This is a genomic window from Saccharothrix coeruleofusca (genome assembly GCF_014648515.1).
GTDB lineage: Bacteria > Actinomycetota > Actinomycetes > Mycobacteriales > Pseudonocardiaceae > Actinosynnema > Actinosynnema coeruleofuscum.
The window spans coordinates 148,247-172,585 of sequence record NZ_BMRG01000002.1 but is presented as its reverse complement, the minus strand read 5'-3'; the positions used below and the strand labels follow the sequence as shown (position 1 = coordinate 172,585).

The window sequence follows — 24,339 nt, the reverse complement described above, 5'->3', positions numbered from 1 at the left end:
CGAGCCGTTCCTGCCGTTCATCCTGGGTCTGCCGCTGCTGACCGGCCTGGCCGCGGTGTACCCGTGGATCGAGCGCAAGATGACCAAGGACCACGCGCACCACAACCTGCTCCAGCGGCCCCGCGACGTGCCGGTGCGGACCTCGCTGGGCATGATGGCGATCGCGTACTTCATGGTGCTGCTGATCTCCGGCGGCAACGACATCATCGCGATGAAGTTCGACATCTCGCTCAACGCGATGACCTGGGCGGGTCGCATCGGGATGCTGCTGGTCCCGCCGATCACCTACTTCATCACCTATCGGATCTGCATCGGCCTGCAGCGCGCCGACCGCGAGGTGCTGGAGCACGGTGTGGAGACCGGCATCATCAAGCGCCTGCCGCACGGCGAGTTCATCGAGGTCCACCAGCCGCTGGGCCCGGTGGACGAGCACGGCCACCCGCTGCCGCTGGAGTACCAGGCGGCGCCGGTGCCGAAGAAGATGAACAAGCTGGGTTCGGCGGGTCACCCGGTGCCCGGCAGCTTCCTGACGCCGGACGCCCCGGAGGAGACCGCGGCGCTGGCCCGCGCCCGCGCCAGCCGGGGCGTGTCGGCCGACGCGCTGACCGGGGAGAACAAGCCCGCCGAGGAGCTTCCGGCGGGCAAGCCCGCCCAGCCTGAGGCCTGAGCGCGACACGAGAGGGGCCCCGCACCGATCGGTGCGGGGCCCCTCTCGTCGTGCGGCCGCCGGTCAGGCGTCGTCGAGGCCGATGGAGAAGGCGGCTTCGGTGTCGCGCTTGGAGTACGAGCGGAACGAGATGTGGGTGTCGGTGTTGAGCACGCCCGCCACCTTGCTGATCCGGCCGGGCACCAGGTCGGCCAGGTCCTCGTGCCGGGCCACCTTCACCAGGGCGATCAGGTCGACGTCACCCGCGCAGGAGTAGACCTCCGTGACGCCCTCGATGTCGGCGATCGCCTGCGCCGCGTCCGGGATGGTGTCTGCGGCGGCCTGGATCAGCACGATCGCGGTGATCACAGCGGTCCTCCATCGTCGTCGGGTTCGACCTGCTCACATGCTAGTGGCCGGTGAACCGGTACTGGTCGCGGCCCGCGTCGGCGAGTTCCGCCCACGGCCGCCAGCTGCCCGCCGCCCCGGCGGGCGATGACCACGGCGTGTCGCAGCGGACCAGCCGGGTGCCCGGCCGCTCCAGCCAGCGCAGCACCACGCCGACCTCCTCGGCGGGCGCGCCGCGCAGCGGCCCGACCGACGGCACGACCGTCTCCGCCGCCGCCACCAGCGCCTCCACCACCGGCATCGGCGGCGTGCCGCGCCGGGCCACCCCGGCGCTGGCCAGCCTGCCGTGCCGCACCACGGCGAACTCCCAGCCGCCCGCGTCGTCGGGTCGGGCGGCCACCAGCTCGGGCAGCGCGGCCAGGCCCGCCAGGCGCTGCCCCCGGTCCAGCGCGCGCACCAGCCCGGCCAGGCGGTCGCGGCGCGTCGCGGCCTCCTCGAACCGGTGCGCCAGCGCCAGTTCCGCCAGCTGCTCGGCCGCGCCGCGCAGCGGGGCGGTGCTCACCCCGGCCACCAGGTCCCGCAGCGCCCGCACGGCCGGGGCGTAGTCCTCCGCGCTCTGCCGCCCCGCGCAGGGGGCTTTGCAGCGGCCCAGCTCGAACAGGGCGCACGGGCTGCCGGACGGGGCGCGCGCCGGGATGCGCTGCGCGCACGCCCGCAGCGGAACGGCCTCCAGGAGCGCCTCCATGGCCTCCTCGGCGGCGCGCCGGGTGCGGAACGGCCCCACCGCCCCGTCGCGCGGCGTGCGGACCAGGGACAACCTGGGGAACGCCTCGTCGGTCAGCGCCAGCCACCACGCACCCTGGTTCTTGGACCTGCGGTTGTAGGCGGGCTTGTGCGCGGTGATCAGCCGCAGCTCGCGCACCTCGGCTTCCAGCGGGTGCGCGCACGGCACCGCGTCGACCCGGACGGCCAGCGCGACCATCTCGCGCAGCCGCTGCCTGCCCTCGCTGGCGGTGAAGTACTGGCGCACCCGGCGGCGCAAGTCCGACGCCGTGCCGACGTAGAGCACCTCCTCGTTGGGGCCGCGGAACAGGTACACGCCCGGCGCGTTGGGCAGGTGCGCGGCCAGTTCGCGCTTGCGGCGCTGCTGCGGCGTCACCTCTGGCAGGTAGGCCAGCAGCTCCTCGACCGAGTGCACGCCCACCGAGCCGACCCGCTCCAGCAGGCGGTGCAGCACCTGGACGGTGGCGCGGGCGTCGGTCAGCGCCCGGTGGTTGGGCGTCACCGGCACCCGGAACAGCTCGGCCAGCGCGGACAGCTTGCAGCTGGGGGCCTCCTCGCGGCTGAGCACCCGCCGGGCCAGCCGGACCGTGCACACCACCGGGGGCTTGGGCCAGGGGTAGCCGTGCCGCTCGCAGGCGGCCTTGAGGAAGCCCACGTCGAACCCGGAGTTGTGCGCCACCAGCACCGCGCCCGCGGCGAACTCCAGGAACGCGGGCAGCACCGCGGCCAGCTTGGGCGCGTCGGCGACCATCCGCTCGGTGATCCCGGTCAGCGCGGCGACCTGCGGCGGGATGCCGCGCTCGGGGTCGACCAGGGTGCCGAACTCGCCCAGCACCCGCCCGCCGCGCACCTTGACCGCGCCGATCTCGGTGATCGCGTCCTCGGCCGCGCGGGCGCCGGTGGTCTCCAGGTCGACCACCACGAAGGTGGTCTCGCGCAGCGGGGTGCCCAGCTCGTCGAAGGAGAGCTGGGCCGGGGCCGCGCCGGTCGCCGGGGTCGTCATCGCGGGCACGGTAACCGCTGCCCCCGACATTTTCGGTAACCGGACCACCTGGCCGTAGCCTGTACGGGTGCAGGACCCGATAGCGCCCGCCGACGAGGCAGCCGACCCGGTGGCCGAGGAGCCCGACCCGGTCGCCGAGTCCACTGTGGACTGGGGTGCGCTGCCGGAGCCGCTGCGCGCCCGGCTGGCCGAGCTCAGCGCGGACGCGCTGGGCGACATGGCCAAGGTGGACGTGCCGCAGCAGCTGCGCGCGGTGGCCCGGTTCGCCCCGACCAAGCGCGCCCGGCTGGGCAGCGCGGTGCTGCTGGCGTGCCTGAAGAGCTCGTCGAACTTCCGCGCCGCCGTGGTCGAGTGGCTGCGCCGCAACCGGCCCGCCGCCCTGGAGGTCACCGCGCCGGACCCGGTGGCCGCGGGCGCGGCGGCGATCCTGCAGGGCGAGGAGGTCGCGGCGCACTTCGCCGAGCTGGTCGCCCGGCGCGCCGCCGACGCGGCGCTGCGCGCCGAGCGGGACGCCGCGGTGCAGCGGGCCGAGCGGCTGGAGCTGGAGCTGGAGCGGCTGCGCGCCGAGCGCGCGGAGTCCACCGGCGTGGCGGACCGCATCCGCGCGGAGGCCGAGGTCGAGCTGGAGCGGCTGCGCAAGCGGTTGCGCGAGCAGGGCGTGCGGGTGCGCGAGGCCAAGGACCGCGCGGAGTCGGCGGCGGCCGAGGTGGCGCGGGTGCGCGCGGAGGCCGAGGCCGAGGTGCGCAGGCTCACCGCCGAGCGCGACCGGGAGCGCGAGCGGGCCGAGACCGAGCGCGCCAAGGCGCAGCGGGCCGAAGCCGACGCCGAAGTCGCGCGCCAGTCGGCCAAGGAGGCCAGGCAGGCTGACGAGGTGCGGCTGGCGCTGCTGGTGGACACCCTCGACGGCGCGGTCAACGGGCTGCGCCGCGAGCTGGCGCTGGGCGGCGCCGGGCCCCGGCCCGCCGACCTGGTGCGCGGCGCGAGCGCGGCGCAGGGCGCGGTGGGGCGGGTGGAGGCCCCTGCGGCGCTGGACCGGCTGCTCGCGCTGCCCGCCGTGCACCTGATCGTGGACGGCTACAACGTCACCAAGACCGGCTACCCCGAGCTGTCGCTGTCCGACCAGCGCGACCGGCTGGTGCACCAGCTCGCCGTGCTGGCCGCGCGCACCGGCGCGGAGGTGACGCTGGTGTTCGACGGGGCGGGCGTGGTGGCGGTGCCCGCGGCGGCCCCGCGCGGGGTGCGGGTGCTGTTCAGCGACCCCGGTGTGCTGGCCGACGACGTGATCCGGGCGCTGGTGACCGCCGAACCGGAGGGGCGGCCGGTGGTGGTGGTGACCTCCGACCGCGCGGTGGCCGACTCGGTGCGCCGCCGGGGGGCGCACCCGGTGCCCTCCGCGGTGCTGCTCGCCCGGCTGGGCCGGGTCTGACCCGACGTCGCCACCGTGCGTGTTCTTGGCAACACTGTTGATCACACCCCGAGGTCACGCCCGCCGGAGCGCGGGGATTGTGATGAACCTGAGAGCTTTTCGGGGGTCAGCCGGTAGACGTCAGCGGCCACTCCTCGTAACCTGACCGAGATCTCGCGGCGGGCCGTCGCCCACCCTGGGCGGCGACGCGAGCTCACCGCCGAATCGGCGCTTCGGGGGAGCCGAGCCGGAACACGCGGACCTGCACTTCGGGCAGTGGCGGCGCACCGCGCCCAGCGTCTTCCTCGGTAGGCGGTTCACACGAATGGAGAAACGCGCGACTGTGGCGTCGCAACGACTCAAGCGCGGTGTGCGCGGAGCGCTCGCGGCCACGGCGGTGGCCGCTGCGGCGGTGGGCGTAGCGCCCGTACCTGCCGGTGCTCAGCCGAACACAGCTTCCGATGCGCTGAAGAAGTACAACGAGCTGGCCGAGCAGGCCACCAAGCTCAACGAGGAGCTCCTCCAGGCGGAGGAGAAGCACAAGGCCAACCAGGCCGAGCTGGACAAGGCCACCGCCGAGCTGGCCCAGGCCAGCCAGGCGGGCGACCAGGCCAAGGCCGACGAGGAGCAGTTCCGCGGCCAGGTCGACCTGCTCACCGAGGCCTCGTTCGAGGGCGCGCGGTTCAACCAGCTCTCCGCGCTGCTGGTCAGCGACTCGCAGCAGGACTTCCTGGACCGCATGTCCGCGCTGGGCATCCTGGCCGCGGACAACGGCGAGGCGCTGGACAAGCTGTCCGGGGCGGTCGACGCGGCCGAGGCCGCGCGCACCAAGGCCGCGGACGCCCAGAACAAGGCGCGGACCGCCACCGAGGAGGCCGCCAAGATCGCCGAGGACGTCCGGAAGCGCAAGGGCGACCTCGAGAAGCAGATGACCGAGGTCAGGACCCAGCTCAACCGGCTGACCGCCAGCGAGAAGAGCGCGCTGACCAACCCCGGCGACACCTCGCAGATATCGGTCCCCGCCAGCAAGGCGGGCGAGGCGCTGGCGTTCGCGCTGGCGCAGCGCGGCGACATGTACCAGTACGGCGCCACCGGCCCGGACCTGTGGGACTGCTCCGGCCTGACCATGAAGTCCTACGCGGCGGCGGGCGTCAGCATCCCGCGCACCAGCAACGGCCAGGCCACCGCGGGCAGGGCGGTCACCCGCGCCCAGGTCACCGCGGGCGACCTGATCATCTACAACGGCGGCAACCACGTCGGCATGGCCGTGGACAACGCGCGTGTCGTCCACGCGTCCACCGACGGCGTGCCGGTGAAGATCGTCCCGCTGGAGAACCCCGGCACGATCTACGCGATGCGGCGCATCGCGGGCTGACCCCGCGCGGCGGGGCCACCTCGTGCGCCATCCTGGCGGGGTGGCCCCGCCGACGACTTCCCGGAGACCCGTGAGCCGCTACCGGGTGCCGCTGGCCGTGGCCGTGGCCCTGACCTTCCTCACCGGGCTCGGCCTGGCCGTGGTCCCCTCGGACCAGCCCACTCCCGCGACCGCGGCCCCCACCGCAGCCCCGGCGGCCGACCAGGCCCTGCGCGAGCTGCTGGACCGCCGCGCCCGCGCCGTGCTGGAGCGCGACGAGGCCGCCTTCACCGCCGACCTCGACCCGCGTGCCGACCCGGAGTTCCGGCGGCGGCAGCTGGACCTGTTCCGCAACCTGGCCGCCGTGCCGCTGGCCGAGTGGACCTACCGGGTCTCCGAGGCGACCTCGCTGGACTCGCTGGACCTGCCCGCCGCCGACGAGCACCGCGCCCCCGGCGTGCGGCTGGCCTACCGGCTGCGCGGCGTGGACGTCGCACCCAGCAGCCAGCCGATGGGCTACCTGTTCAGCCGCCGAGACGAGCGCTGGTACCTGTCCTCGGACACCGCGCTGGAACCGCTGGGCAAGCGCACCTGGCGCGGCCCCTGGGACTTCGGCCCCTGCCGGGTGCTCGCGGGCACCGGCGGGTTCGTGCTCAGCCACCCCGGCGGCGAGGCGCTGGCCGCCCGCGTGCTGGCCGAGCTGGACGGCGCGGTCGCGGCGGTGACCGACGTGTGGGGCGAGGCGTGGCCGCGCCAGGTGGCGGTGCTCGTGCCCACGGGCGTGGAGGAGATGCGGGCGCTGGTCGGCGACGGCTTCGCCACCGGCGGCATCGCGGGCGTGGCCGTGGCCGACCGGGTGGACCCGGTCACCCGCACCGCGCTCGGGCAGCGGGTGGTGCTCAACCCGGACACCGCCGGGGCGCTGCCCGCCGAACCGCTGCGGGTGCTGCTGCGCCACGAGATCACCCACGTGGCCACCCGCGCTTCGACCGTGGACGGGGCGCCGATGTGGCTGCTGGAGGGCTTCGCCGATTACGTGGGCTACCGCGGCAGCGGCGTGCCGGTCACCCGCGCGGCGCCCGCGCTGGCTGCCCAGGTGCGCGCAGGCCTGCCCACCGCGCTGCCCGCCGACGCGGACTTCCGCGGCGACCGCATGGAGCTGGCCTACCAGCAGTCCTGGTCGCTCAACCGGTACCTGGCGCGGCGGCTGGGCGAGCCGGGACTGGTCGCGCTGTACCGGCGGCTGGCGGGCATGGGTCGCGCACCCGAGTCCGAAGTGGACGGGGTGCTGCTGGAGACCATGGGGGAGAGCCGGGTGGAGCTGCTGGCGGGCTGGCGCGAGTTCCTGGCCCAGGAGTTCACCCCCTGACCACCTGCAAGTACCACCCGACCCACCACAACGAGCCGTTGACCACTACCCGGCCCACGCCCCACCGGTACGGGTAGTGGTTACGCGCTCGGTGGGGCCGGGCGGGTAGTACTTGCAGACGCGGGTGGGCGGGGGTCGGCTAACCTCGGCGGGTGCGTCGGACCCTGCTGGTGACCAACGACTTCCCGCCCCGCCCCGGTGGCATCCAGGCCTACCTGCACGCCCTGGCCACCCGGCTGCCGGACCTGGTGGTCTACGCGCCGTCGTGGCACTCGCCCGCCGGGTCGCACCCCGAGTTCGACGCCGCGCAGCCGTTCCCGGTGGTGCGCCACCCCGGCACCCTGATGCTGCCCACGCCGGACGTGCTGCGGCGGGCCGAGGACGTGATGCGGGCCGAGCGCTGCGAGGCGGTGTGGTTCGGCGCGGCGGCCCCGCTGGCGCTGCTGGCGCCCCGACTGCGCCAGGCGGGCGCGCAGCGGGTGGTCGCCTCCACCCACGGGCACGAGGTCGGCTGGTCGATGCTGCCCGGCGCGCGGCAGGCGCTGCGGCGCATCGGCTCCACAGTGGACGTGGTCACCTACGTGAGCCGGTACACGCGGTCGCGGTTCGCCGCGGCGTTCGGGCCCATGGCCGCGCTGGAGCACCTGCCGTCCGGTGTGGACATCGACGTGTTCGCCCCCGACGCGGGCGCGCGGGAGGAGATCCGCGCCCGGTACGGCCTGGGGGACCGGCCGGTGGTGGTGTGCGTGTCCCGGCTGGTGCCGCGCAAGGGGCAGGACGTGCTGGTGCGCGCGCTGCCCGAGATCCGCCGCCGGGTGCCGGGCGCGGCGCTGCTGCTGGTCGGCGGCGGTCCGTACCGCGACCGGCTGCGCGCGCTGGCACGCTCGGTGGGCGTGGCCGACGACGTGGTGCTGACCGGGTCGGTGCCGTGGGCCGAGCTGCCCGCGCACTACAACGCGGGCGACGTGTTCGCGATGCCGTGCCGGACGCGCGGGCGCGGGCTGGACGTGGAAGGGCTGGGCATCGTCTACCTGGAAGCCTCGGCGACCGGTCTGCCGGTGGTCGCCGGGCGCTCCGGCGGCGCGCCGGAGACGGTCCGCGACGGCGTCACCGGCCACGTGGTCGACGGCCGCGAGGTGGCCGAGGTCGCCGACGCCGTCGCCGGTCTGCTGGCCGACCCTGGGACCGCCGCCAAGATGGGCCGGGCGGGCCGCGAGTGGGTCTCCACCCAGTGGCGCTGGGACACCCTCGCCACCCGCCTCACCCACCTGCTCACCTGACGCGTCAGCAAGTACCACCCGCCCCGCCCCCCGAGGCCGGTAACCACTACCCGACACCGCACGAGTCATCGCCGCGTCAGCGATACGTCAGCGGCGTGGGGCAGTCTGGGTACCGGACTTCTCGTCCGCGTCACGCGGAACGACCACTGGGGGTCGGGTGGCCCGCACCCGGATCGGGTGCGGGCCACCCGTCTGCACTGGATGGCCCCGCCTCCGGCACGGCGGGCTCGCTTCGCGCGAATAGAAGTGCTGTCGCGTGATCTTTTGGGGCTGGTGCGCCCCGAGCTGACTGCTAGCTTCCCCTTGGCGCTACGCAGAGTAACGCGAACGTGTCTTGAAGTGGCCGACCCAGGGGGGAAGCATGAGGTCACCTGTTGTTGTGCTGTTAGCAGCCACCGCCGTCACCGCGATTGCGACCGCGGGCACCGTGATGGCGCAAGCTGAACCGACCACCGCCGCTACCGATGACGGGCAGGTCCCAGCGGTGGAGGACTTCGCCTACCCCGACGCCGACCGGATCTTCACCGAGACCGGGGTCCGACTCATCTCCGGTGATGGCCACATCCTCCTCGCTGACTGCTCGACCCAGCCCGTCAACGGCATCGGTGTGATGCGGGTGCGGTCGTCCGAGTCCGTCGGCGTCAATCGGGATGGCCGAGTCTGCTTCAGGATCACCGGCACACCAGGAGTGCTGCAACTCCGGCTGCCTGTCGTCTACGAAATTCGTGGCGACGGATACGCGCCGGACGCGGGGCACGTCGTGAAGGCGCTGCTGACCACCGACTCGGGGACGCAGACCACCGTAGACGTCAACCCTCGCGCCAGCACGCCGGTCGGTGTGGGCATCAGTCCTGGTAACCCGCCCACCACGCTGCTCCAGCTGACCGCCAGCTCCTGATCCGGCTCCGCCCGGAAGCGAACGCTCCACTGCGTTGAAGCACGTCCTCCGACGGAGGGCGTGCTCCTCGCCACGTCGGGTGCCGCTGGACGGCGCCCTCAGAGGGGGGAAGACAACCGATGAAATCGGTGAGAAGAGAGCACCGGCTGCTGCGCGTCGGCTTAGTGGCGGTGCTGACCTCCGCCTTGCTGGCCCAGGTCGGCACCAACCAGGCCACCGCTGGGCCGGTCGAGCGGACCGCCTCCGGCGTGGAGACTTCCGCGGACCGCCCGCTGACTCCTCGCGCCAAAGCGCTGATCCTCTGGCGGAGCGGCGGCGACCAGGTCAAGGCTGCGGCGGAGAAGGCGCTGCTCGGCTCCGACGCCGAGGTCGACGCGTTCCTCAACCAGAGGCTGGACCGCCTGGTCGAGCTGGACGATCGGATTGCGGTCAACCGAATCCTCGCGGCGGGCGGACCTGCGACCAGAAGCGCGGCGCAGGCCGCGTTGGACGCCGGGGACACCAACCCGGACGTGCTGCGGGACTTCCTGATCACGGGGTGGAGCACTGCCTCCAACACCGATCTGCGCATCCGGGTCAACCAGATCTACGCGGCTGGGGGCGCGCAGGTCCAGAGGGCCGCGCAGGCCGCGCTGGACGATGGCTCACCCGAAGCACTGCGGAACTTCCTGGAAGTCACCTCGGTTCAAGCGGCGAACACCGATCTGCGCATCAGGGTCAACCAGATCTACGCGGCGGGTGGTCCCGCGGTCCGCGCGGCGGCACAAACCGCGCTGGACGCCGAGACACCCGAAGCGCTGCGGCTGTTCATCAGCCGGGAGTGGGAGGTCGCCGAAGCACGGGACCAGGAAACCGCGAGCATCACGCAGCTGGTCGCCGCTGCGAAGCTCGCGGGCGAGCAGGCCGCCCAGGAGACCCAGGCCGCCAAGGACAGCGCGGACAAGGCGCTGAGGGAAGCTGACCTGGCTCGGCAAGCGGCCGAACTGGCCGCCGAAGCAGCCGAGGCGGCCAAGAACAACGCCGCAGGCGCGGCCGAGGCGGCCAACCAGGCCGCGACCGCCGCGAACCGGGCGGCGAGCGCGGCCACGACCGCGATCGGCGCGGCCAACGCCGCCACCACCGCCGCGCGAATCGCCGCCAACGCCGCCACCCGCGCCGCCGCTGCGGCGACCAAGGCAGGGCAGGCGTCCAGCACCGCGTGGAACTTCGCGGCTGCCGCACGGGTGGACCGAGGTCGGGCCGGAGACGCGGCGCGGGCCGCGATCGGCGCCTCGAACGCTTCCAACGAGGCCCAGCAGGCCGTGCAGGCCATCGACTTGGCCCAGAACGCGCTGAGCCGGGCGCAAGAAGCCGTCAACGCGGCCAACTCGGCTGGTTCGAACGCGAACCAGTCGGCGGAGGCGGCGCAGGAGGCCGTGCGGTGGGCGCGGTCGGCCGGTGCGGACGCCAGCGCGGCCGAGGCCGCCGCAGCCAGATCTCGCGCGCAGGCCGGTCTGGCCAACCGCGCGGCGGCGTCCGCACGCGCCTACGCGGTCGAAGCCGCGGACGCGGCAAGCCGGGCACGGGAACTGGCGGCCAAGGCCGTGATCGACGCGCTGCTGGCCTCGGCAGCGGCGGATGAGGCGGCCCGGCGCGCGGGTGAGGCCGAGAACGCGGCCCGGTTGGCCACGGAACACGCCAACGCGGCCAGCAACGCGGCGCAGATCGCCGTCGACTCCGCCGCACAGGCCGCGCGACTCTACAACGCGGCCCGGCAGGCCGACAGCGAGCGCCTGACCATCCAGGCGGAGCAGGCTGCCCTCGCCGCTCGCCAGGCCAACCAGGTGAGCGACCACCTCGGGCTCGTCCGCCGCTGGAGCGCCCCGCAGCAGGCGCAGCGCGACGCGCAGACCAACCAGTGGCTGGCGGAAGCGACCGCGCCCGGCGCCGACCCGGCCCTGGTCGCGGCCAACGGCCGCAAGATCGCGATGAAGCTGGTGGCCACGAGCGGTCCCTGGAGCAAAGCCGCCGCCGCGAGCGCCCTTTCGGGGGCGGACCCGGAGGTCCGGGAGTACGTCCGGACGGGCATCGCCCAGGCAGCGGCTCTGGACGACCGCGAGACGGTGCAGCAGCTGATCGCCGATGCCCCCCAGAGCAAGAAGAACGCGGGAAACGCCGCCCTCGCGGGCAGTGACGCCGATGTCCGGCGGTTCCTGGAGTCCCCCGACTACCCGGAGCGCGGCACCGATCTGCGCATCGAGGTCAACCAGGTGCTGGCCGCCGCCCGCGACGCGGGCGACGCCACGGTCGCTGCCGCAGCCCAACGGGCGCTGGACTCCGGCACCGTCGCGGCGTACTCGGAGTTCCTGGACACCGGCCAGAACAGCGCCCGTGAGCACGACGACCGCATCGCCATCAACCAGCTCATCGCCAACCCGAACACCGGTCCGGAGGCCCGGCTGCTCGGGCAGGCCGCGCTGGAGGGACCGCCGGAGCTGATCCGGCAGTACCGGCACGGCGGCCAGCACATCGCCATCCGGCACGACCGGGAGGCCGCCGCGCACAACGCGGTCGTCGCCGCGATGGTCGCCGAGGCCGCCTCGGTGGCGTCCACCGCGTTGCAGAACGCCGCCACCGCTCAGTCCGTGGCCGCCACCGCGCGCAAGGCAGCCGAGGAAGCCGCCGGTTACGCCCGGCAGGCGGCAGGTCACGCCGATGCCGCGGCCAGGTCCGCGAACGAGGCCTTGGCCTCCGCCGAGGAGGCCAAGGCGTCCGCCGAGCGCGCGGCGCGGTCGGCGGAGACTGCGGTCCAGGCCGCAGCGCGGGCCTCGCAGTCCGCCGTGCGGGCGGCCCGGTCGGCGGTGTCCGCCAGGAGTTCGGCCAACATCGCCGCAGGCCACGCGACCAGCGCCATGCAAGCCGCGCACCAGGCGTACCAGGACGCCGTTGACGCGGGCGCGGATGCGGAGGCGGCCGTCAACGCCGCGAACGAGGCGCGTTCGAAGGCGATCGACAAGGCCAACCGGGAGATCGCCGCGGAGAAGGCCCGGTTCGCCGAACAGGTCAACAACGCGTGCAACAACGTGCCCCCAGGACCGGAGCGGGACGACTGCGTCACCCGCGCGCAGCGGATGATCGCCGACCCCAAGGGCGAGTCCGAGCGCAACGTCGCGATCTGCAACCAGCTCAAGCAGGGCAGCGAGCAGGCGTTCAACGAGTGCCTGAAGGGCGCCTACAACCCCGCGCTGACCTACATCATCAACAAGGCGATCGCCGACGCCGAGAGCGAGGCCGAGGCCGAACGCTGGTGGACCATCGCGGGTTTCGTGGTGGCGGGCGCCGTCGTCATCGGCGCGGGCATGTTCTGCGCGCAGGTCTGCACCGCTCCGCTGGCGGGTGCGCTCATCGGCGCCGAGGCGGGGTTCCTCGCGACAGCGGCGGGCGCGGGCATCGAAGTGGCCATCGGCGCGGAGTTCCTCACCGGCGTCGTCGCGGACTCGTTCCTGGCCTCCCGGCTGGGCGCGCTCGCCGAGGTCAACTTCCTCGGTGGAGTAGCGGTTCGCGGCGCGCTGGTCCACCTCGACCTGAACGTGATCAGGCAGGCGGCCGGCTCGTGCGTCACGAGCCGGGTGGCGATCGCCACGTCGCTGTGTCTCATCGCGGTCCAGTACTGGGCCAGTGATATTGCCAGGGTCGCGTATGACTTCCGTCGCGTAGTCCCCGCGCCGAAGCCAGGGATCAACGTGGCTGTCGCCAAGTTGCCCGGCTGGAACGACCCGGTGTTCAAAGACGACTACATCCGCGCCCTCAGCGGTGAGCGCATGCACTCCGAGCAGCGGATCATCGATACCATCAAGAAGCGGAACGAGGGGTTGCCGGAGGGGCAGCGGTTCGATCCGAAGGAGATTACCGAGTTGTTCACCGAGCGCTCGCCCTGTCCGGACCCGTGCCAGCCGTTGCTGCGGACAGAACTGTCGCCCGAGGCGAAGATCTACTACGTCGTCCAGTACTTGGGTGGAAATTCCGCAGAGGAAGCTAGAATGCTCAATAACCTGCTCTCCATCATGGCAAGAGGCGGGTTTTGAAGTCAGGCAGGAGAGTCGCGCGCGGCCCGTCCATCTTTGTTTCCGGGCTCTGGATGTCTGATGGGATCGAATTCGTGACTGACCCTTTTCTCTTTTATCGAGAGTTGCACCTTGCGGACGATCCGACTTACCGGGCGCCGCGGGATGCCGTCGATTCGTGGCGTGAATTGGCGGAGCAGGCTCGCGCGGAACTGGCCCGCATGGGGTTTCCGGTGACCGTCTTCTCCTATGAAATGTCGGAATTGCAGCCGGTTGGTGGCTACGTGCTGGTGCACGAGATGGAGCCGTTCGGCGTCACCCTGGACTGGCGCGCCCCCGTACGGAATAGTCGGAGCTACATCGAGAAAGCGATCGCCCAGGAGCGCGAGGGGCTGATCAGGTACGTGAGCGCCGCCACCGAAATCATCACCAAGGCGATGTTCGACGTGCTCGATGAGGCAAGTTTTCGAGTGTTGATCGACCATCAGGAGCGTGATTACTACCTGTATCGAGTGCTGGAAGCGCCCAGGTTTCCTATCAAGTGAAGAACGGTCGCCGGGAATTCCGGCGACCGTTCTCTGAATCTGCGCTAATGCGGGCTTAACCTTGGAAAGGCGTGGAAATATGAGAAAAGCGGTTGTTGTCGCCGCCTCTGCCGCCGTAATGGCGGCGCAATTCGGCATCTCGGCCTCGGCGCTGTCCAGCGGTACGACGGTCCCCTTAGGAACGTATCGGTTCATTGCCAAGGTGAACTCCGTCACCACCGGCTGCTCGGGAGCCCTGATTTCCCCGCAGTGGGTGGTGACCGCAGCCTCTTGTTTCCCCGGCAACCCCACCGGCGGAATCCCGACCAGCGAGACGACAGTCGCGGTGGGAGATGTCAACGTCGGAACCGGCACCGGCCGGGTGGCCCGCGTGTCGACCTTGGTGCGCCGCACCGACCGCGATGTGATGCTGGCCAAGCTGGATATCCCGGTCATCGACGTCGCACCGGTTCGGATCTCATCCTTGGCTCCTACACCCGGCGAGGTGCTGCGCGCCGCGGGATTCGGCCGCACAGCAGCCGAATGGGTTCCCGATCGCCCGCGCACGGCCCTGTTCTCGGTCGACGCGGTGACCGCCACCACCGCCGCGATCACCGGCGTCGACGGCGTGGACATCTGTAAGGGCGACGCAGGCGGTCCGGCGTTCCGCGAGACGGACGGAGTGGTGTCCCTGGTCGCGATCAACAGCACCTCCTGGCAGCACGGATGCCTGGCCGTGAACGAAACCCGCCAGGGCAGCACCGAGGCCAGGCTGGACGACATCACCGATTGGATCACCCGGACGACCGACGAACCCTCACGGTTGGTCAACGACCTGAGCGGGTGGTGCCTGGACCAGGAATACCCGCAGGGAACCGACGGGCCCGCCACGAATACGGTGGGAGCCTGGCAGTGCAACTCAGGGGACAACCAGCAGTGGCGATGGGAATGGGCCTCGCCCGACACCGTCCGCTTGGTCAACGCTCTCAGCGGGTGGTGCCTGGACCAGGAGTACCCGCAGGGAACCGACGGGCCTGCCACGAACAAAGTGGCAGCCTGGCAGTGCAACGGGGGCGGCAACCAGCAGTGGCGGGTCGAACCCACCGCCTCGGGACGCAGGGTCCTGCTGGTGAACAAGCAGAGCGGCTGGTGCCTGGACCAGGAGTACCCGCAGGGAACCAACGGACCAGCCACGCACATCGTGGCCAGCTGGCAGTGCAACGGCGGACGCAACCAGCAGTGGCAGGTCTCTTGAGCCGGTCTGCCACCGTGTCGGACGCGATCGGGCCGTCCATACCTGCGATCACGCCGACCGGGGCTCTGGTCCGTAGTCGGTGGTGACGTGAAGTAATCAACCGTCACCATGATCTTGTGGTGGATGTCGATTCCCTTGGAGGGGACGGTATCTGTTGGGTTGTCGGCGTTGCTCGTCGAGGACGTAAAGGACAGCGGCGGCATGGTTATGCTCACGGACCGCAGTCGGGACGGGGCCGTGCCGTGTCCGATCTGCGGGACCGCCACGGTGAAGGTGCACGGGTATCACCACCGGACGGTGAAAGACGTGCCGGTCGACGGTCGCCAGATCGTCGTGCACCTGTGCGTACGACGGCTGGTCTGCCCGGTTTGGAGCTGTCTGCGGCCAGACCTTCCGAGAACAGATTCCGGATCTCCTGGAACGCCACCAGCGCCGCACGGTGCGGCTCGTTCGGCGGATATCGCGGATGACGCGGGAGTTGTGCGGTCGGGCGGCCGCACGCCTGACCGGTCTGTTGGCCGTGCCGGTGTCCCGCAGCACCGCGTTGCGCCGTCTGCCGCTGCCCGAACAGTCGGTTCCACGAGTGATCGGCGTGGACGATTTCGTTCTGCGCCGACGCCGCTGCTACGCCACGGTCAGCATCGATGCCGAGACTTGTCGACGTGTCGCGGTTCCGCCAGGCCGCGACGCGGCCACCCTGTGGTCCTGGCTGCGCGAACATCGCGGCACCCGAGGTCGTGGTCGTGTGCCGGGATGGTTTGGTCACCTACGCCGAGGCCGTCCGTCCGTCCCACCCTGCCCGACGCGATTCAGGTCAGCCTGGCATTGTGGCGAGATTTCTACGACAAGGTCCTGCTCGAGGCCCGCGCATGCCGGGTGCCAGGTCACCGTCAACCCGCCCTGCCTCAGAACACGCTATGCCCGCATGCCCGATCCCCAGGTCCTGCGCATCGCCCCCACCTACCGCCCAACCCTCCTGACCCCCTACCGCGATCATCCGCTCGCCCGATGTGTGGCCGACCCCGTGTTCCCATCACGCACTTGCTCGCGGAAATCCGAGAGCTGGGCTACCTCCACCGGCAGTGCGAACCTATCGGTCCGCTACCTCAACCAGGGCCGTGCCGAAGGCGAGCGACTGGCCACGCCCTGCCATCACACCAGCTGCCTCGTGCTTGCTCGCCACACTCGAACATTTCGGAAAACATGCCCTACGGGAAGTGGGTATGAAAATTGAGTGCAAACAGTTCGATTGTGCTCGGAGATCGGGCTCTCCTCGTGGCTGGTGGTGTCGGTGTTGAGTGGGCGGATCGCACGAGTGACCCGCCCTGATCTATTGCCATAGTGGGGCGACTTGAGTAGGATTCGAGCCTGTGACCCATCCGTTTCTCTTCTACAAAGAGGCCCATGCTGCCGGTGATCCGACTTATCGGGCGCCGCAGGACGCCGTTGCATCGTGGCGTGACCTGGCCGAGCAAGTTCGTGCAGAACTGGCACGCATCGGACTTCCGGTGACTGTGCTCTCCGCTGAGGCGTCAGAATCGAAACCGGTGGGCGCGCACGTGCTCGTGCACGAGACGCAGCCTTTCGGGGTGACGGTGGACTGGCATACCCCGGTGGAGAACAGCGAAAGCTTTGTCCAGAAGATCGCCAACCAGGATCTCGATGGCCTGGTCGGCTATGTGGGCAACGCCAATAGAATTATCACAAGGTTGCTGTTCGATGTTCTAAAAGAGGCGCACTTTCGAGTTCTGATTGATTACCAGGAGCGCGACAAATATTTGTACCGGGTGCTGGAGCCGCCTCGGTTCCCTATGGTGTGAGGGATGCTTGTCGGAAATTTCGGTGGCTGTTCTGGAGTTGAAGTTGCTTTGATGGGGGGCTCGTGACTGATCCGTTTCGCTTTTACCGGGAGCTTCACCTCGCGGACGATCCGACCTATCGGGCGCCGCAGGACGCCGTCGATTCGTGGCGTGAATTGGCGGAGCAGGTTCGTGTGGAACTGGCCCGTATGGGGTTTCCGGTGACCGTCCTGTCCGCTGAGATGCCGGAATCGAAGCCGGTTGGTGGCCACGTGTTGGTGCACCAGATGGAGCCGTTCGGTGTCACCCTGGACTGGCACGCCCCCGTGCGGGATAGTCGGAGTTACATCGAGAAAGTGCTCAACCAGGAGCAATATGGCCTGATCATGTATGTGAGCCTCGCCACCGAAGTCATCATCAGGGCGATGCTCGACGTGCTCAAAGAGGCGGGTTTTCGAGTGTTGATCGACCACCGGGAGCGCCACTCGTACCTGTGCCGAGTGTTGGAGCCGCCTCGGTTCCCTATGGTGTGAGGGATGCTCGCCGGAAATTTCGGTGGCTGTTCTGGAGTTGAAGTTGCTTTGATGGGGGGCTCGTGACTGATCCATTTCTCTTTTACCGGGAGCTTCACCTCGCGGACAATCCGACCTATCGGGCGCCGCAGGACGCCGTCGATTCGTGGCGTGAATTGGCGGAGCAGGTTCGTGCGGAACTGGCCCGTATGGGGTTTCCGGTGACCGTCCTGTCCGCTGAGATGCCGGAATCGGAGCCGGTTGGTGGCCACGTGTTGGTGCACCAGATGGAGCCGTTCGGCGTCGCCCTGGACTGGAGCGCCCCCGTGGAGCGTAGTCGGAGCTTTACCGAGAAAGTGCTCAACCAGGAGCCCGAGGGTCTGATCAGCTACGTGAGCGTCGCCGCTGAAGTCATCATCAGGGCGATGTTCGGTGTGCTCGAGGAGGCTGGTTTCCGAGTGTTGGTCGACCACCAGGAGCGCAATTCCTACCTGCACCGAGTGTTGGAAGCGCCCAAGTTCCCCATTACATGAAAAACACCCTCCTGGAATCTCGGCGGCCGTTCTCCGAATCCACGCTCACGCGGGTTTAACCTGTTGGGGTAGAACTGCGCTGGCGTACTTCGGTGGAATCCAGGTCCGCCAGAGGCGAGTTCCGCGAGCGATCCGTTTTATTTGTTGTCATAGCGCGACGACTTGGGTAGGGTTCGAACCTGTGACCGACCCGTTCCGCTTCTACAAAGAGGCTCACCTCGATGACAGTTCGGTACTCGTTTATCGGGCTCCGGTGGATGCGATTGAATCATGGCGTGAATTGGCGGAGCAGGTTCGTGTGGAACTGGCCCGTATGGGGTTTCCGGTGACCGTCCTGTCCGCTGAGATACTGGAATCGGAGCCGGTTGGTGGCCACGTGTTGGTGCACGAGATAGAGCCGTACGGCGTCGCCCTGGACTGGCACGCCCCCGTGCAAGATAGTCGGAGCTTTACCGAGAAAGTGCTCAACCAGGAGCCCGAGGGTCTGATCAGCTACGTGAGCGCCGCCACCAGCATTATCATCAGGGCGATGTTCGGCGTGCTCGAGGAGGCGGGTTTCCGAGTGCTGGTCGACCACCAGGAGCGCAATTACTACCTGCACCGAGTGCTGGAAGCACCCAGGTCCCCCATCACGTGAAAAACGGCCGCCGGATGTTCCGGCGGCCGTTCCTCACTCGACGCTCACCTGGTGTAGATGGCCTCGATGTCCTGCTTGTAGGTGCTGGCCACCACGGAGCGGCGCAGCTTCAGGCTGGGGGTCATCTCGCCGCCCGCCTCGGTGAAGTCCACCGGCAGGATGCGGAACTTCTTGATCGCCTCGGCCTTGGAGACGGCCTGGTTGGCCTCGTCCACGGCGGCCTGGATCTCGGCGCGCAGAGCCTCGTCGTCGACCAGGTCGGCCACGGTCGCCGACTCCGGCTTGCCGTTCTGCTCCTTCCACGCCGGGAAGAACTCCGGGTCGATGGTGATCAGCGCGCCGATGAACGGCTGCGCGTCGCCGACGACCATGCACTGGCTGATCAGCGGGTGCGCCCGCAGCCGGTCCTCCAGCACGGCCGGGGAGACGTTCTTGCCGCCCGCGGTGACGATGATTTCCTTCTTGCGGCCGGTGATGCTCAGGAAGCCCTCGTCGTCGAGCTTGCCGAGGTCGCCGGTGTGGAACCAGCCGTCCTCCAGCGACTCCTTGGTGGCGGCCTCGTTGTTCCAGTAGCCGCGGAAGACCACGTCGCCCTTGATCAGCACCTCGCCGTCGTCGGCGATGCGGACCGACGTGCCGCCCACCGGCTTGCCGACGGTGCCGACCCGGAACGCGGACTTGGTGTTCACGCACGCCGCCGCGGTGGTCTCGGTCAGGCCGTAGCCCTCCAGCACCGGCACGCCCACGCCGCGGAAGAAGTGCGCCAGCCGCTCGCCCAGCGGGGCGCCGCCGGAGACCGCGGCGATGCACCGGCCGCCCAGCGCGGCCTGCAGCTTGCTGTAGACCAGCTTGCCGAACAGCGCGTGCTTGAGCTTGAGGCCCAGGCCGGGGCCGCCCGCCGAGAGCGCCTCGCTGTACTGCACCGCGGTCGCCTCGGCGGCGTCGAAGATCTTGCCCTTGCCCGAGGCGTGCGCCTTCTGCTTCGCGCCGTTGTAGACCTTCTCGAACACCCGCGGCACGGCCACCACGAACGTGGGGCGGAACGTGCCCAGGTCCTCGACCAGGTTCTTCACGTCGGGGGTGTGGCCGAGGGTGACGCGGGTGTAGACGCCGCACAGCGCGATCACGCGGGCCAGGATGTGCGCCAGCGGCAGGAACACCAGCAGCGAGTTGCCCGCCTGCATCAGCTGCGGGAACGCGGCGATGTCGGAGCGGATCTCGGCGAGCAGGTTGCGGTGGGTCAGCTCGCAGCCCTTGGGCCTGCCGGTGGTGCCGGAGGTATAGACCAGGGTGGCGGTGTCGTCCGCGCCCGCCAGCCTGCGCCGGGTGTGCACGTCCTCGTCGGAGACGCCCGCGCCCAGCGCGGTCAGCTCGTCGACCGCGCCCGACGCACCGGCGGCCGGGCCCTCGACCTGCCACACGTGCCGCACCTCGGGCAGCCCGGCGACCACCGAGTCCACGGTGTCGCGGTGCGCGGCGGTCTCCACGAACACGGCCTTGGCCCCGGAGTCGGACAGGATCCACTCGACCTGCTCGGCCGAGGAGGTCTCGTAGATCGGCACGACCACGCCGCCCGCGTGCCAGATCGCCAGGTCCAGCAGCGTCCACTCGTAGCGGGTCTTGGACATCAGGCCGATCCGGTCACCCGGTTCCAGGCCCGCCGCGAGCAGCCCCTTGGCCACCGCCATCACCTGCGCGGCGAAGTCTCGGGCGGTGACGTCGACCCAGGTCCCGTCCACGCGGCGGCGGAAGCTGACGGCGTTGCCGAAGCGCTCCGCGTTCGCCCACACCATGTCGGTGAGGTTCTCCTCGGGAGCCACAGTGGCGGTGGCGGGGACGCTGAACTCGCGCACGTCGACCTCCGGGTGTCGTTTGTTACCGGTGGGGAAACTTAGCTTGTGATTCCGGCGATACACCAGGCCGGGGCCCTGTTCCGTGACCGTGTCGTGGCACTCTTGCCAGCTGTGCCGAGCGTGGACGTGGTGGACGAGACCTTTCTCGCGGTGCCTCCGGAGGCGGTCGCGGCCGCGTTCGCCCCACCGGAGACGTGGACGCGGCTGTGGCCGGACCTCATTCTGGACGTCTACCTCGACCGGGGCAGCCAGGGGTTGCGCTGGACGGTGGGGGGCGCGCTGGTGGGCACCATGGAGGTGTGGCTGGAGCCGGTGCTGGATGGCACCCTGCTGCACTACTTCCTGCGCGCGGACCTGCCGGGGGAGGCCTCGCCGCGGCGGGTCCGGCGGGAGGTGCGCCGCCGCCAGCTGGCCGCGAAGGGCGTCTCACTGGGGTTGAAGATGACCTTGGAACGGGGTCGCGAGCCCGGTGTGCCGCCCGCGCTGCCGTAGATTCGCGGGGGTGCGGGTTCACGTCGTGTCCGATGTCCACGGCAACGCCGAGGCCCTCGCCCGCGCGGGCGACGGGGCCGACGCGCTGGTCGTGCTGGGAGACCTGGTCGACTTCGTCGACTACCACGACCACGGCGGCGGCATCCTGGGCCGGGTCTTCGGCGCGGAGAAGGTCGAGGTGTTCGCCCGGCTGCGGCGCGGCCGGATGGGCGAGGCCTCGCACTACATCCGGTCGCTGTGGGCGGGCTTGGACAACGCCGCCGAGGTGGTCCGCGAGGCCGTGCTGGAGCAGTACACCGAGCTGTTCGCGGCCATGAGCGCCCCCACCTACGCCACGCCGGGCAACGTCGACAACCCCGAGCTGTGGCCGCTGTTCGCCCGCGAGGGGCTGCACATGCTCGACGGGGAGACCGCCGAGATCGGCGGGCTGCGGTTCGGGTTCGCGGGCGGCGCGATCCTGGCGTCCGGCTACGTGCGCCGCCGCGGCGGCCCGTGGCACCCCTACCTGCGCACCGAGGAGGAGTTCGGCGCGGCGCTGGCCGGGCTGGGCGAGGTGGACGTGCTGTGCACGCACGTCCCGCCCGCGGTGGCCGAGCTGACCTACGACGTGGTGGCCCGCCGGGCCGAGCTGGGGTCCACCTCGCTGCTCAAGGTCATCGAGCGCGACCGGCCCCGCTGGTCGGTGTTCGGCCACGTGCACCAGCCGATGGCGCGGCGGGTGCGGATCGGCTGGACCGAGTGCGTCAACGTCGGCCACTTCCAGCGCCGCGGCACGCCCCACGTGCTGCGCTGGTGATCCCGCCGCACCGGGTAGCCTGCCCGGCATGGCCGACGAGTCCACCCAGTCCATCGTCATCGACGCGGCGCCGGAGCAGGTGCTGGCGGTGATCGCCGACTTCGCCGCGTACCCGGAGTGGGCCAACGGGATCAAGCGCACCGAGGTGCTGGAGACCGGGCCGGACGGCCGCCCCGCGCAGGTGAGGTTCAACATCGACCAGGGGCCGATCAAGGACGAGTACGTGCTGGCCTACCGGTGGGCCGACGACGGCGTGTCCTGGGAGCTGGTCCGGGGCACCATGCAGAAGTCGCAGCAGGGCAGCTACCGGCTCACGGCTCGGGGCGGGGCGACCGAGGTGACCTACACGCTGTCGGTGCAGCTGGTGGTGCCGATGATCGGGCTGTTCCGGCGCAAGGCCGAGAAGATGATCATGGACACGGCGCTCAAGGAGCTCAAGCGCCGGGTGGAAAACGCTGGATGAGCGCGCGTCTGCTGCTGTTCACCGGCAAGGGAGGGGTCGGCAAGACGACCCTGGCCGCCGCCACCGCCGCCCGGCTCGCCGCGGGCGGGCGCAAGGCGCTGGTGGTGTCCACCGACCCGGCGCACTCGCTGGGTGACGCGCTGGACGTGCCGCTGGGGCCCGAGCCCACCGAGGTCGACCACGGCCTGCACGCCGCGCTGGTCGACCCCCGCGCGCTGGTCGACGGCGCCTGGCGGGAGCTGCGCGGGCACCTGCGCACCGTGCTCGCGGGCGCGGGCGTGGACGAGCTGGACGCCGAGGAGCTGACCGTGCTGCCCGGCGTGGAGGAGCTGCTGGCGCTGGCCGAGGTGCGGCGCCTGGCCGAAACCGGGCCGTGGGAGGCGGTGGTCGTCGACTGCGGCCCGACCGCCGAGACCCTGCGCCTGCTGGCCCTGCCCGAGGCGTTCGCGGGCTACCTGGAGCGGCTGTTCCCGACCCACCGGCGGGTGGTGCGCGGGCTGCTGGCCGGGGTCGCGGGCAGCGGCACCGCCGAGCGCTGGGACGCCACGGCGGACGCGCTGGGCAGGCTGGCGGAGAACCTGGAGCGGCTGCGCGACCTGCTCACCGACCCGACCACCGCGGTGCGGCTGGTGCTGACCCCCGAGCGGGTGGTGGCCGCGGAGACCCGCCGCACGGTCACCGCGCTGGCGCTGCAGGGCATCCGGGTCGACGGCGTGGTGGCCAACCGGCTGGTGCCCGATCCGGGGACCGGCGCGGGCCCGGCGGCGGACTGGCTGCGCACCCGGCGCGCCGAGCAGCACGCCGTGCTCGCGGAGCTGGCCGACCTGGGCACCGGCCGGGTGCGCACGGTCGAGCACCGCGCGGCCGAGCCGGTGGGCCTGCCCGCGCTGCTGGAGATCGCCAGGGGCCTCTACGGCGACGACGACCCGCTGGAGGGCGGCGGTCCGCGCACCCCGCTGGTCGAGCTGGTCCGCGAGGACGACGACTACGTGCTCAGGGTCGCGCTGGCGGTGGGCGACTCGGAGCTGGACCTGGCCCGCGTCGGCGACGACCTGGCCATCACCCTGGACGGCAGGCGCAAGCTGATCGCGCTGCCCCCGCTGCTGCGGCGGTGCCTGGTCACCGGCGCGGAACTGGACGAGACCGGGTTGGCGGTGCGCTTCGCCCCCGACCCAGAGCTGTGGATGCGGTGAGCCCCGTGGCCGATGCCAAGCTGGTGGAGGAGCTGCGGCTGCTGCTGGACGCCGCCGCCGAGCGGGCGCAGCCGTGGCTGCACCGGGTGGCCGAGGGCGGGCACGACCCCCGCGCCTGCGGGTGGTGCCCGCTGTGCAACGCCGTGGCGCTGGTCCGAGGCGACCGCTCGGAGCTGGCCGCCAAGGCCGCCGAGCACCTGTCGGGGCTGATCGCGGTGCTGCGCGCGGCGCTCGCCGAACCCGCGCCCGACCCCGCCGGTCCCGAGGCCGAGGCCGGTCCCGAGTCCGAGGCCGCCCAGTCGCGGCGGCCCAGGGTGCAGCACATCCCGGTGGTCCGGACCGCGCGCGCCGGGGGCGGCCGGTGCTGACCATCGGCATCGACGTCGGTGGGACCAGCGTGCGGGCGGGCGTCGTGGACGGCGACGGCGCGGTGCTGGACACCGCCCGCGCCGCCACCCCCAGCGGCGAGGAAGCGCTGGAGGAGGCCATCGGCGCGGCCGTGGCCGAGCTGGCCGGGCGGCACCGGGTCAGCGCGGTGGGCCTGGCGGTGGCCGGGTTCGTCGCCTCCGACCGGCGCACCGTCCGGTTCGCCCCGCACCTGGCGTGGCGGCAGGCCCCGGTGGCCGAGCGGATCTCCCGGCGGGTCGGGATGCCCGTGGTGCTGGAGCACGACGCCAACGCCGCGGCGCTGGCCGAGCACCGGTTCGGCGCGGCGCGGGGCGCGGGGGTGGCCGTGCTGGTCGCGCTGGGCACCGGCATCGGCGGGGCGCTGCTGGTCGACGGCGAGGTCTTCCGCGGTGCCCACGGCGTGGCCCCCGAGCTGGGCCACCTGCGCCTGGTGCCCGGCGGCAGGCCCTGCCCGTGCGGCAAGAACGGCTGCTGGGAGCGGTACTGCAGCGGCACCGCGCTCAGCTCCACCGCGGTGGAGCTGCTGGCCCGCCACCCCGGCATGTCCACCGTCATGGCGCGCGAGGCGCTGGGCGACTACCGCGCCATCACCGGCCGCCGGGTGGCGGGCGCGGCCCGCGACGGCGACCCGCTGGCCCAGCGCGCGATGGCCGACCTGGCCCGGTGGCTGGGCGACGGGTTGGCGCTGGTGGCCGACGTGTACGACCCGGAGGTCGTGGTGATCGGCGGCGGGGTCTCGGAGTCC

22 protein-coding genes and 1 pseudogene are annotated in these 24,339 nt (G+C 71.4%); 20 read left to right on the top strand and 3 right to left on the bottom strand.

Translation table 11 applies throughout. The features are described 5' to 3' along the window. Window positions 1-667, top strand: a pseudogene (locus IEZ00_RS36235) (cytochrome bc1 complex cytochrome b subunit); the annotation flags it as partial. Window positions 668-730: 63 nt separating this feature from the next. Here IEZ00_RS36235 and IEZ00_RS05370 read toward each other — a convergent pair. After that, window positions 731-1,015: an Lrp/AsnC family transcriptional regulator gene (locus IEZ00_RS05370; RefSeq protein ID WP_189221944.1), complete on the bottom strand. Its 285-nt coding sequence runs from the start codon at window positions 1,013-1,015 to the stop codon at window positions 731-733. Between the two features lie 40 nt (window positions 1,016-1,055). Next, window positions 1,056-2,780: a DEDD exonuclease domain-containing protein gene (locus IEZ00_RS05365; RefSeq protein WP_229795111.1), complete on the bottom strand. Its 1,725-nt coding sequence runs from the start codon at window positions 2,778-2,780 to the stop codon at window positions 1,056-1,058. 67 nt (window positions 2,781-2,847) lie between these two features. Between IEZ00_RS05365 and IEZ00_RS05360 the strand changes: the two genes are divergently transcribed. From IEZ00_RS05360 to IEZ00_RS05300, 13 genes are all read left to right on the top strand, one after another. After that, on the top strand, window positions 2,848-4,206 hold the full coding sequence (locus IEZ00_RS05360) for an NYN domain-containing protein (RefSeq protein WP_372448464.1): 1,359 nt from the start codon (window positions 2,848-2,850) through the stop codon (window positions 4,204-4,206). Between the two features lie 322 nt (window positions 4,207-4,528). Then, a complete protein-coding gene (locus IEZ00_RS05355; RefSeq protein WP_189221942.1) occupies window positions 4,529-5,560 on the top strand; it encodes a C40 family peptidase in 1,032 nt (343 codons plus the stop codon). 70 nt (window positions 5,561-5,630) lie between these two features. Next, window positions 5,631-6,908, top strand: a complete 1,278-nt coding sequence (locus IEZ00_RS05350) for a hypothetical protein (protein WP_189221941.1) — start codon at window positions 5,631-5,633, stop codon at window positions 6,906-6,908. A gap of 152 nt (window positions 6,909-7,060) precedes the next feature. Beyond that, window positions 7,061-8,188: a glycosyltransferase family 4 protein gene (locus tag IEZ00_RS05345; RefSeq protein ID WP_189221940.1), complete on the top strand. Its 1,128-nt coding sequence runs from the start codon at window positions 7,061-7,063 to the stop codon at window positions 8,186-8,188. 379 nt (window positions 8,189-8,567) lie between these two features. Continuing rightward, a complete protein-coding gene (locus tag IEZ00_RS05340; RefSeq protein WP_189221939.1) occupies window positions 8,568-9,086 on the top strand; it encodes a hypothetical protein in 519 nt (172 codons plus the stop codon). Between the two features lie 119 nt (window positions 9,087-9,205). Further along, window positions 9,206-13,150, top strand: coding sequence for a nucleic acid/nucleotide deaminase domain-containing protein (locus tag IEZ00_RS05335; RefSeq protein WP_189221938.1), 3,945 nt, complete (start codon window positions 9,206-9,208; stop codon window positions 13,148-13,150). A 74-nt stretch (window positions 13,151-13,224) separates the two neighbouring features. Continuing rightward, on the top strand, window positions 13,225-13,674 hold the full coding sequence (locus tag IEZ00_RS05330; protein WP_189221937.1) for a hypothetical protein: 450 nt from the start codon (window positions 13,225-13,227) through the stop codon (window positions 13,672-13,674). 79 nt (window positions 13,675-13,753) lie between these two features. Next, window positions 13,754-14,908: an RICIN domain-containing protein gene (locus IEZ00_RS05325; protein ID WP_189221936.1), complete on the top strand. Its 1,155-nt coding sequence runs from the start codon at window positions 13,754-13,756 to the stop codon at window positions 14,906-14,908. Between the two features lie 108 nt (window positions 14,909-15,016). Beyond that, window positions 15,017-16,135 (top strand): transposase family protein, encoded by a 1,119-nt coding sequence (locus IEZ00_RS38065; protein ID WP_373293070.1) that lies wholly within the window; start codon window positions 15,017-15,019, stop codon window positions 16,133-16,135. 143 nt (window positions 16,136-16,278) lie between these two features. After that, window positions 16,279-16,728 carry a hypothetical protein gene (locus IEZ00_RS05315; RefSeq protein WP_189221934.1) on the top strand — a complete coding sequence of 150 codons (450 nt, stop codon included), beginning with the start codon at window positions 16,279-16,281 and terminating at the stop codon, window positions 16,726-16,728. Between the two features lie 62 nt (window positions 16,729-16,790). Continuing rightward, complete coding sequence (locus tag IEZ00_RS05310) at window positions 16,791-17,240, top strand: hypothetical protein (RefSeq protein ID WP_189221933.1); 450 nt, start codon at window positions 16,791-16,793, stop codon at window positions 17,238-17,240. Window positions 17,241-17,302: 62 nt separating this feature from the next. Then, complete coding sequence (locus tag IEZ00_RS05305) at window positions 17,303-17,752, top strand: hypothetical protein (RefSeq protein WP_189221932.1); 450 nt, start codon at window positions 17,303-17,305, stop codon at window positions 17,750-17,752. Window positions 17,753-17,933: 181 nt separating this feature from the next. After that, window positions 17,934-18,389 (top strand): hypothetical protein, encoded by a 456-nt coding sequence (locus IEZ00_RS05300; protein WP_189221931.1) that lies wholly within the window; start codon window positions 17,934-17,936, stop codon window positions 18,387-18,389. Between the two features lie 44 nt (window positions 18,390-18,433). On the opposite strand, the gene IEZ00_RS05295 is transcribed toward IEZ00_RS05300, so the two are convergent. Next, the gene (locus IEZ00_RS05295) at window positions 18,434-20,242 is read right to left on the bottom strand and encodes an AMP-dependent synthetase/ligase (RefSeq protein ID WP_189221930.1); all 1,809 of its coding nucleotides are present in this window, start codon (window positions 20,240-20,242) and stop codon (window positions 18,434-18,436) included. A gap of 102 nt (window positions 20,243-20,344) precedes the next feature. On the opposite strand from IEZ00_RS05295, the gene IEZ00_RS05290 reads away from it, so the two are divergent. The 6 genes from IEZ00_RS05290 to IEZ00_RS05265 form a co-directional block, all read left to right on the top strand. Beyond that, window positions 20,345-20,734, top strand: a complete 390-nt coding sequence (locus tag IEZ00_RS05290; RefSeq protein WP_189221929.1) for a polyketide cyclase / dehydrase and lipid transport — start codon at window positions 20,345-20,347, stop codon at window positions 20,732-20,734. Window positions 20,735-20,744: 10 nt separating this feature from the next. Beyond that, window positions 20,745-21,530, top strand: coding sequence for a metallophosphoesterase family protein (locus tag IEZ00_RS05285; RefSeq protein ID WP_189221928.1), 786 nt, complete (start codon window positions 20,745-20,747; stop codon window positions 21,528-21,530). Window positions 21,531-21,558: 28 nt separating this feature from the next. After that, entirely contained in the window at window positions 21,559-21,993 is a 435-nt protein-coding gene (locus tag IEZ00_RS05280; protein ID WP_189221927.1) for an SRPBCC family protein, read from the top strand. Continuing rightward, window positions 21,990-23,186 (top strand): ArsA family ATPase, encoded by a 1,197-nt coding sequence (locus IEZ00_RS05275; RefSeq protein WP_189221926.1) that lies wholly within the window; start codon window positions 21,990-21,992, stop codon window positions 23,184-23,186. Before IEZ00_RS05280 ends, IEZ00_RS05275 begins: the two co-directional genes overlap by 4 nt. A gap of 5 nt (window positions 23,187-23,191) precedes the next feature. Then, window positions 23,192-23,554, top strand: a complete 363-nt coding sequence (locus IEZ00_RS05270; protein ID WP_229795110.1) for a hypothetical protein — start codon at window positions 23,192-23,194, stop codon at window positions 23,552-23,554. After that, the coding region (locus tag IEZ00_RS05265; protein WP_229795109.1) for an ROK family protein at window positions 23,548-24,339 on the top strand (792 nt) is incomplete at its 3' end. The genes IEZ00_RS05270 and IEZ00_RS05265, both read left to right, overlap by 7 nt.

What these genes read in the sequence shown, in the direction of transcription:
- IEZ00_RS05280 (WP_189221927.1), top strand. Translation starts at nt 21,559, where the DNA reads ATGGCCGACGAGTCCACCCAGTCCATCGTCATCGACGCGGCGCCGGAG.
- IEZ00_RS05325 (WP_189221936.1), top strand. Translation starts at nt 13,754, where the DNA reads ATGAGAAAAGCGGTTGTTGTCGCCGCCTCTGCCGCCGTAATGGCGGCG.
- IEZ00_RS05275 (WP_189221926.1), top strand. Translation starts at nt 21,990, where the DNA reads ATGAGCGCGCGTCTGCTGCTGTTCACCGGCAAGGGAGGGGTCGGCAAG.
- IEZ00_RS05335 (WP_189221938.1), top strand. Translation starts at nt 9,206, where the DNA reads ATGAAATCGGTGAGAAGAGAGCACCGGCTGCTGCGCGTCGGCTTAGTG.
- IEZ00_RS05365 (WP_229795111.1), bottom strand. Translation starts at nt 2,780, where the DNA reads ATGACGACCCCGGCGACCGGCGCGGCCCCGGCCCAGCTCTCCTTCGAC.
- IEZ00_RS38065 (WP_373293070.1), top strand. Translation starts at nt 15,017, where the DNA reads ATGATCTTGTGGTGGATGTCGATTCCCTTGGAGGGGACGGTATCTGTT.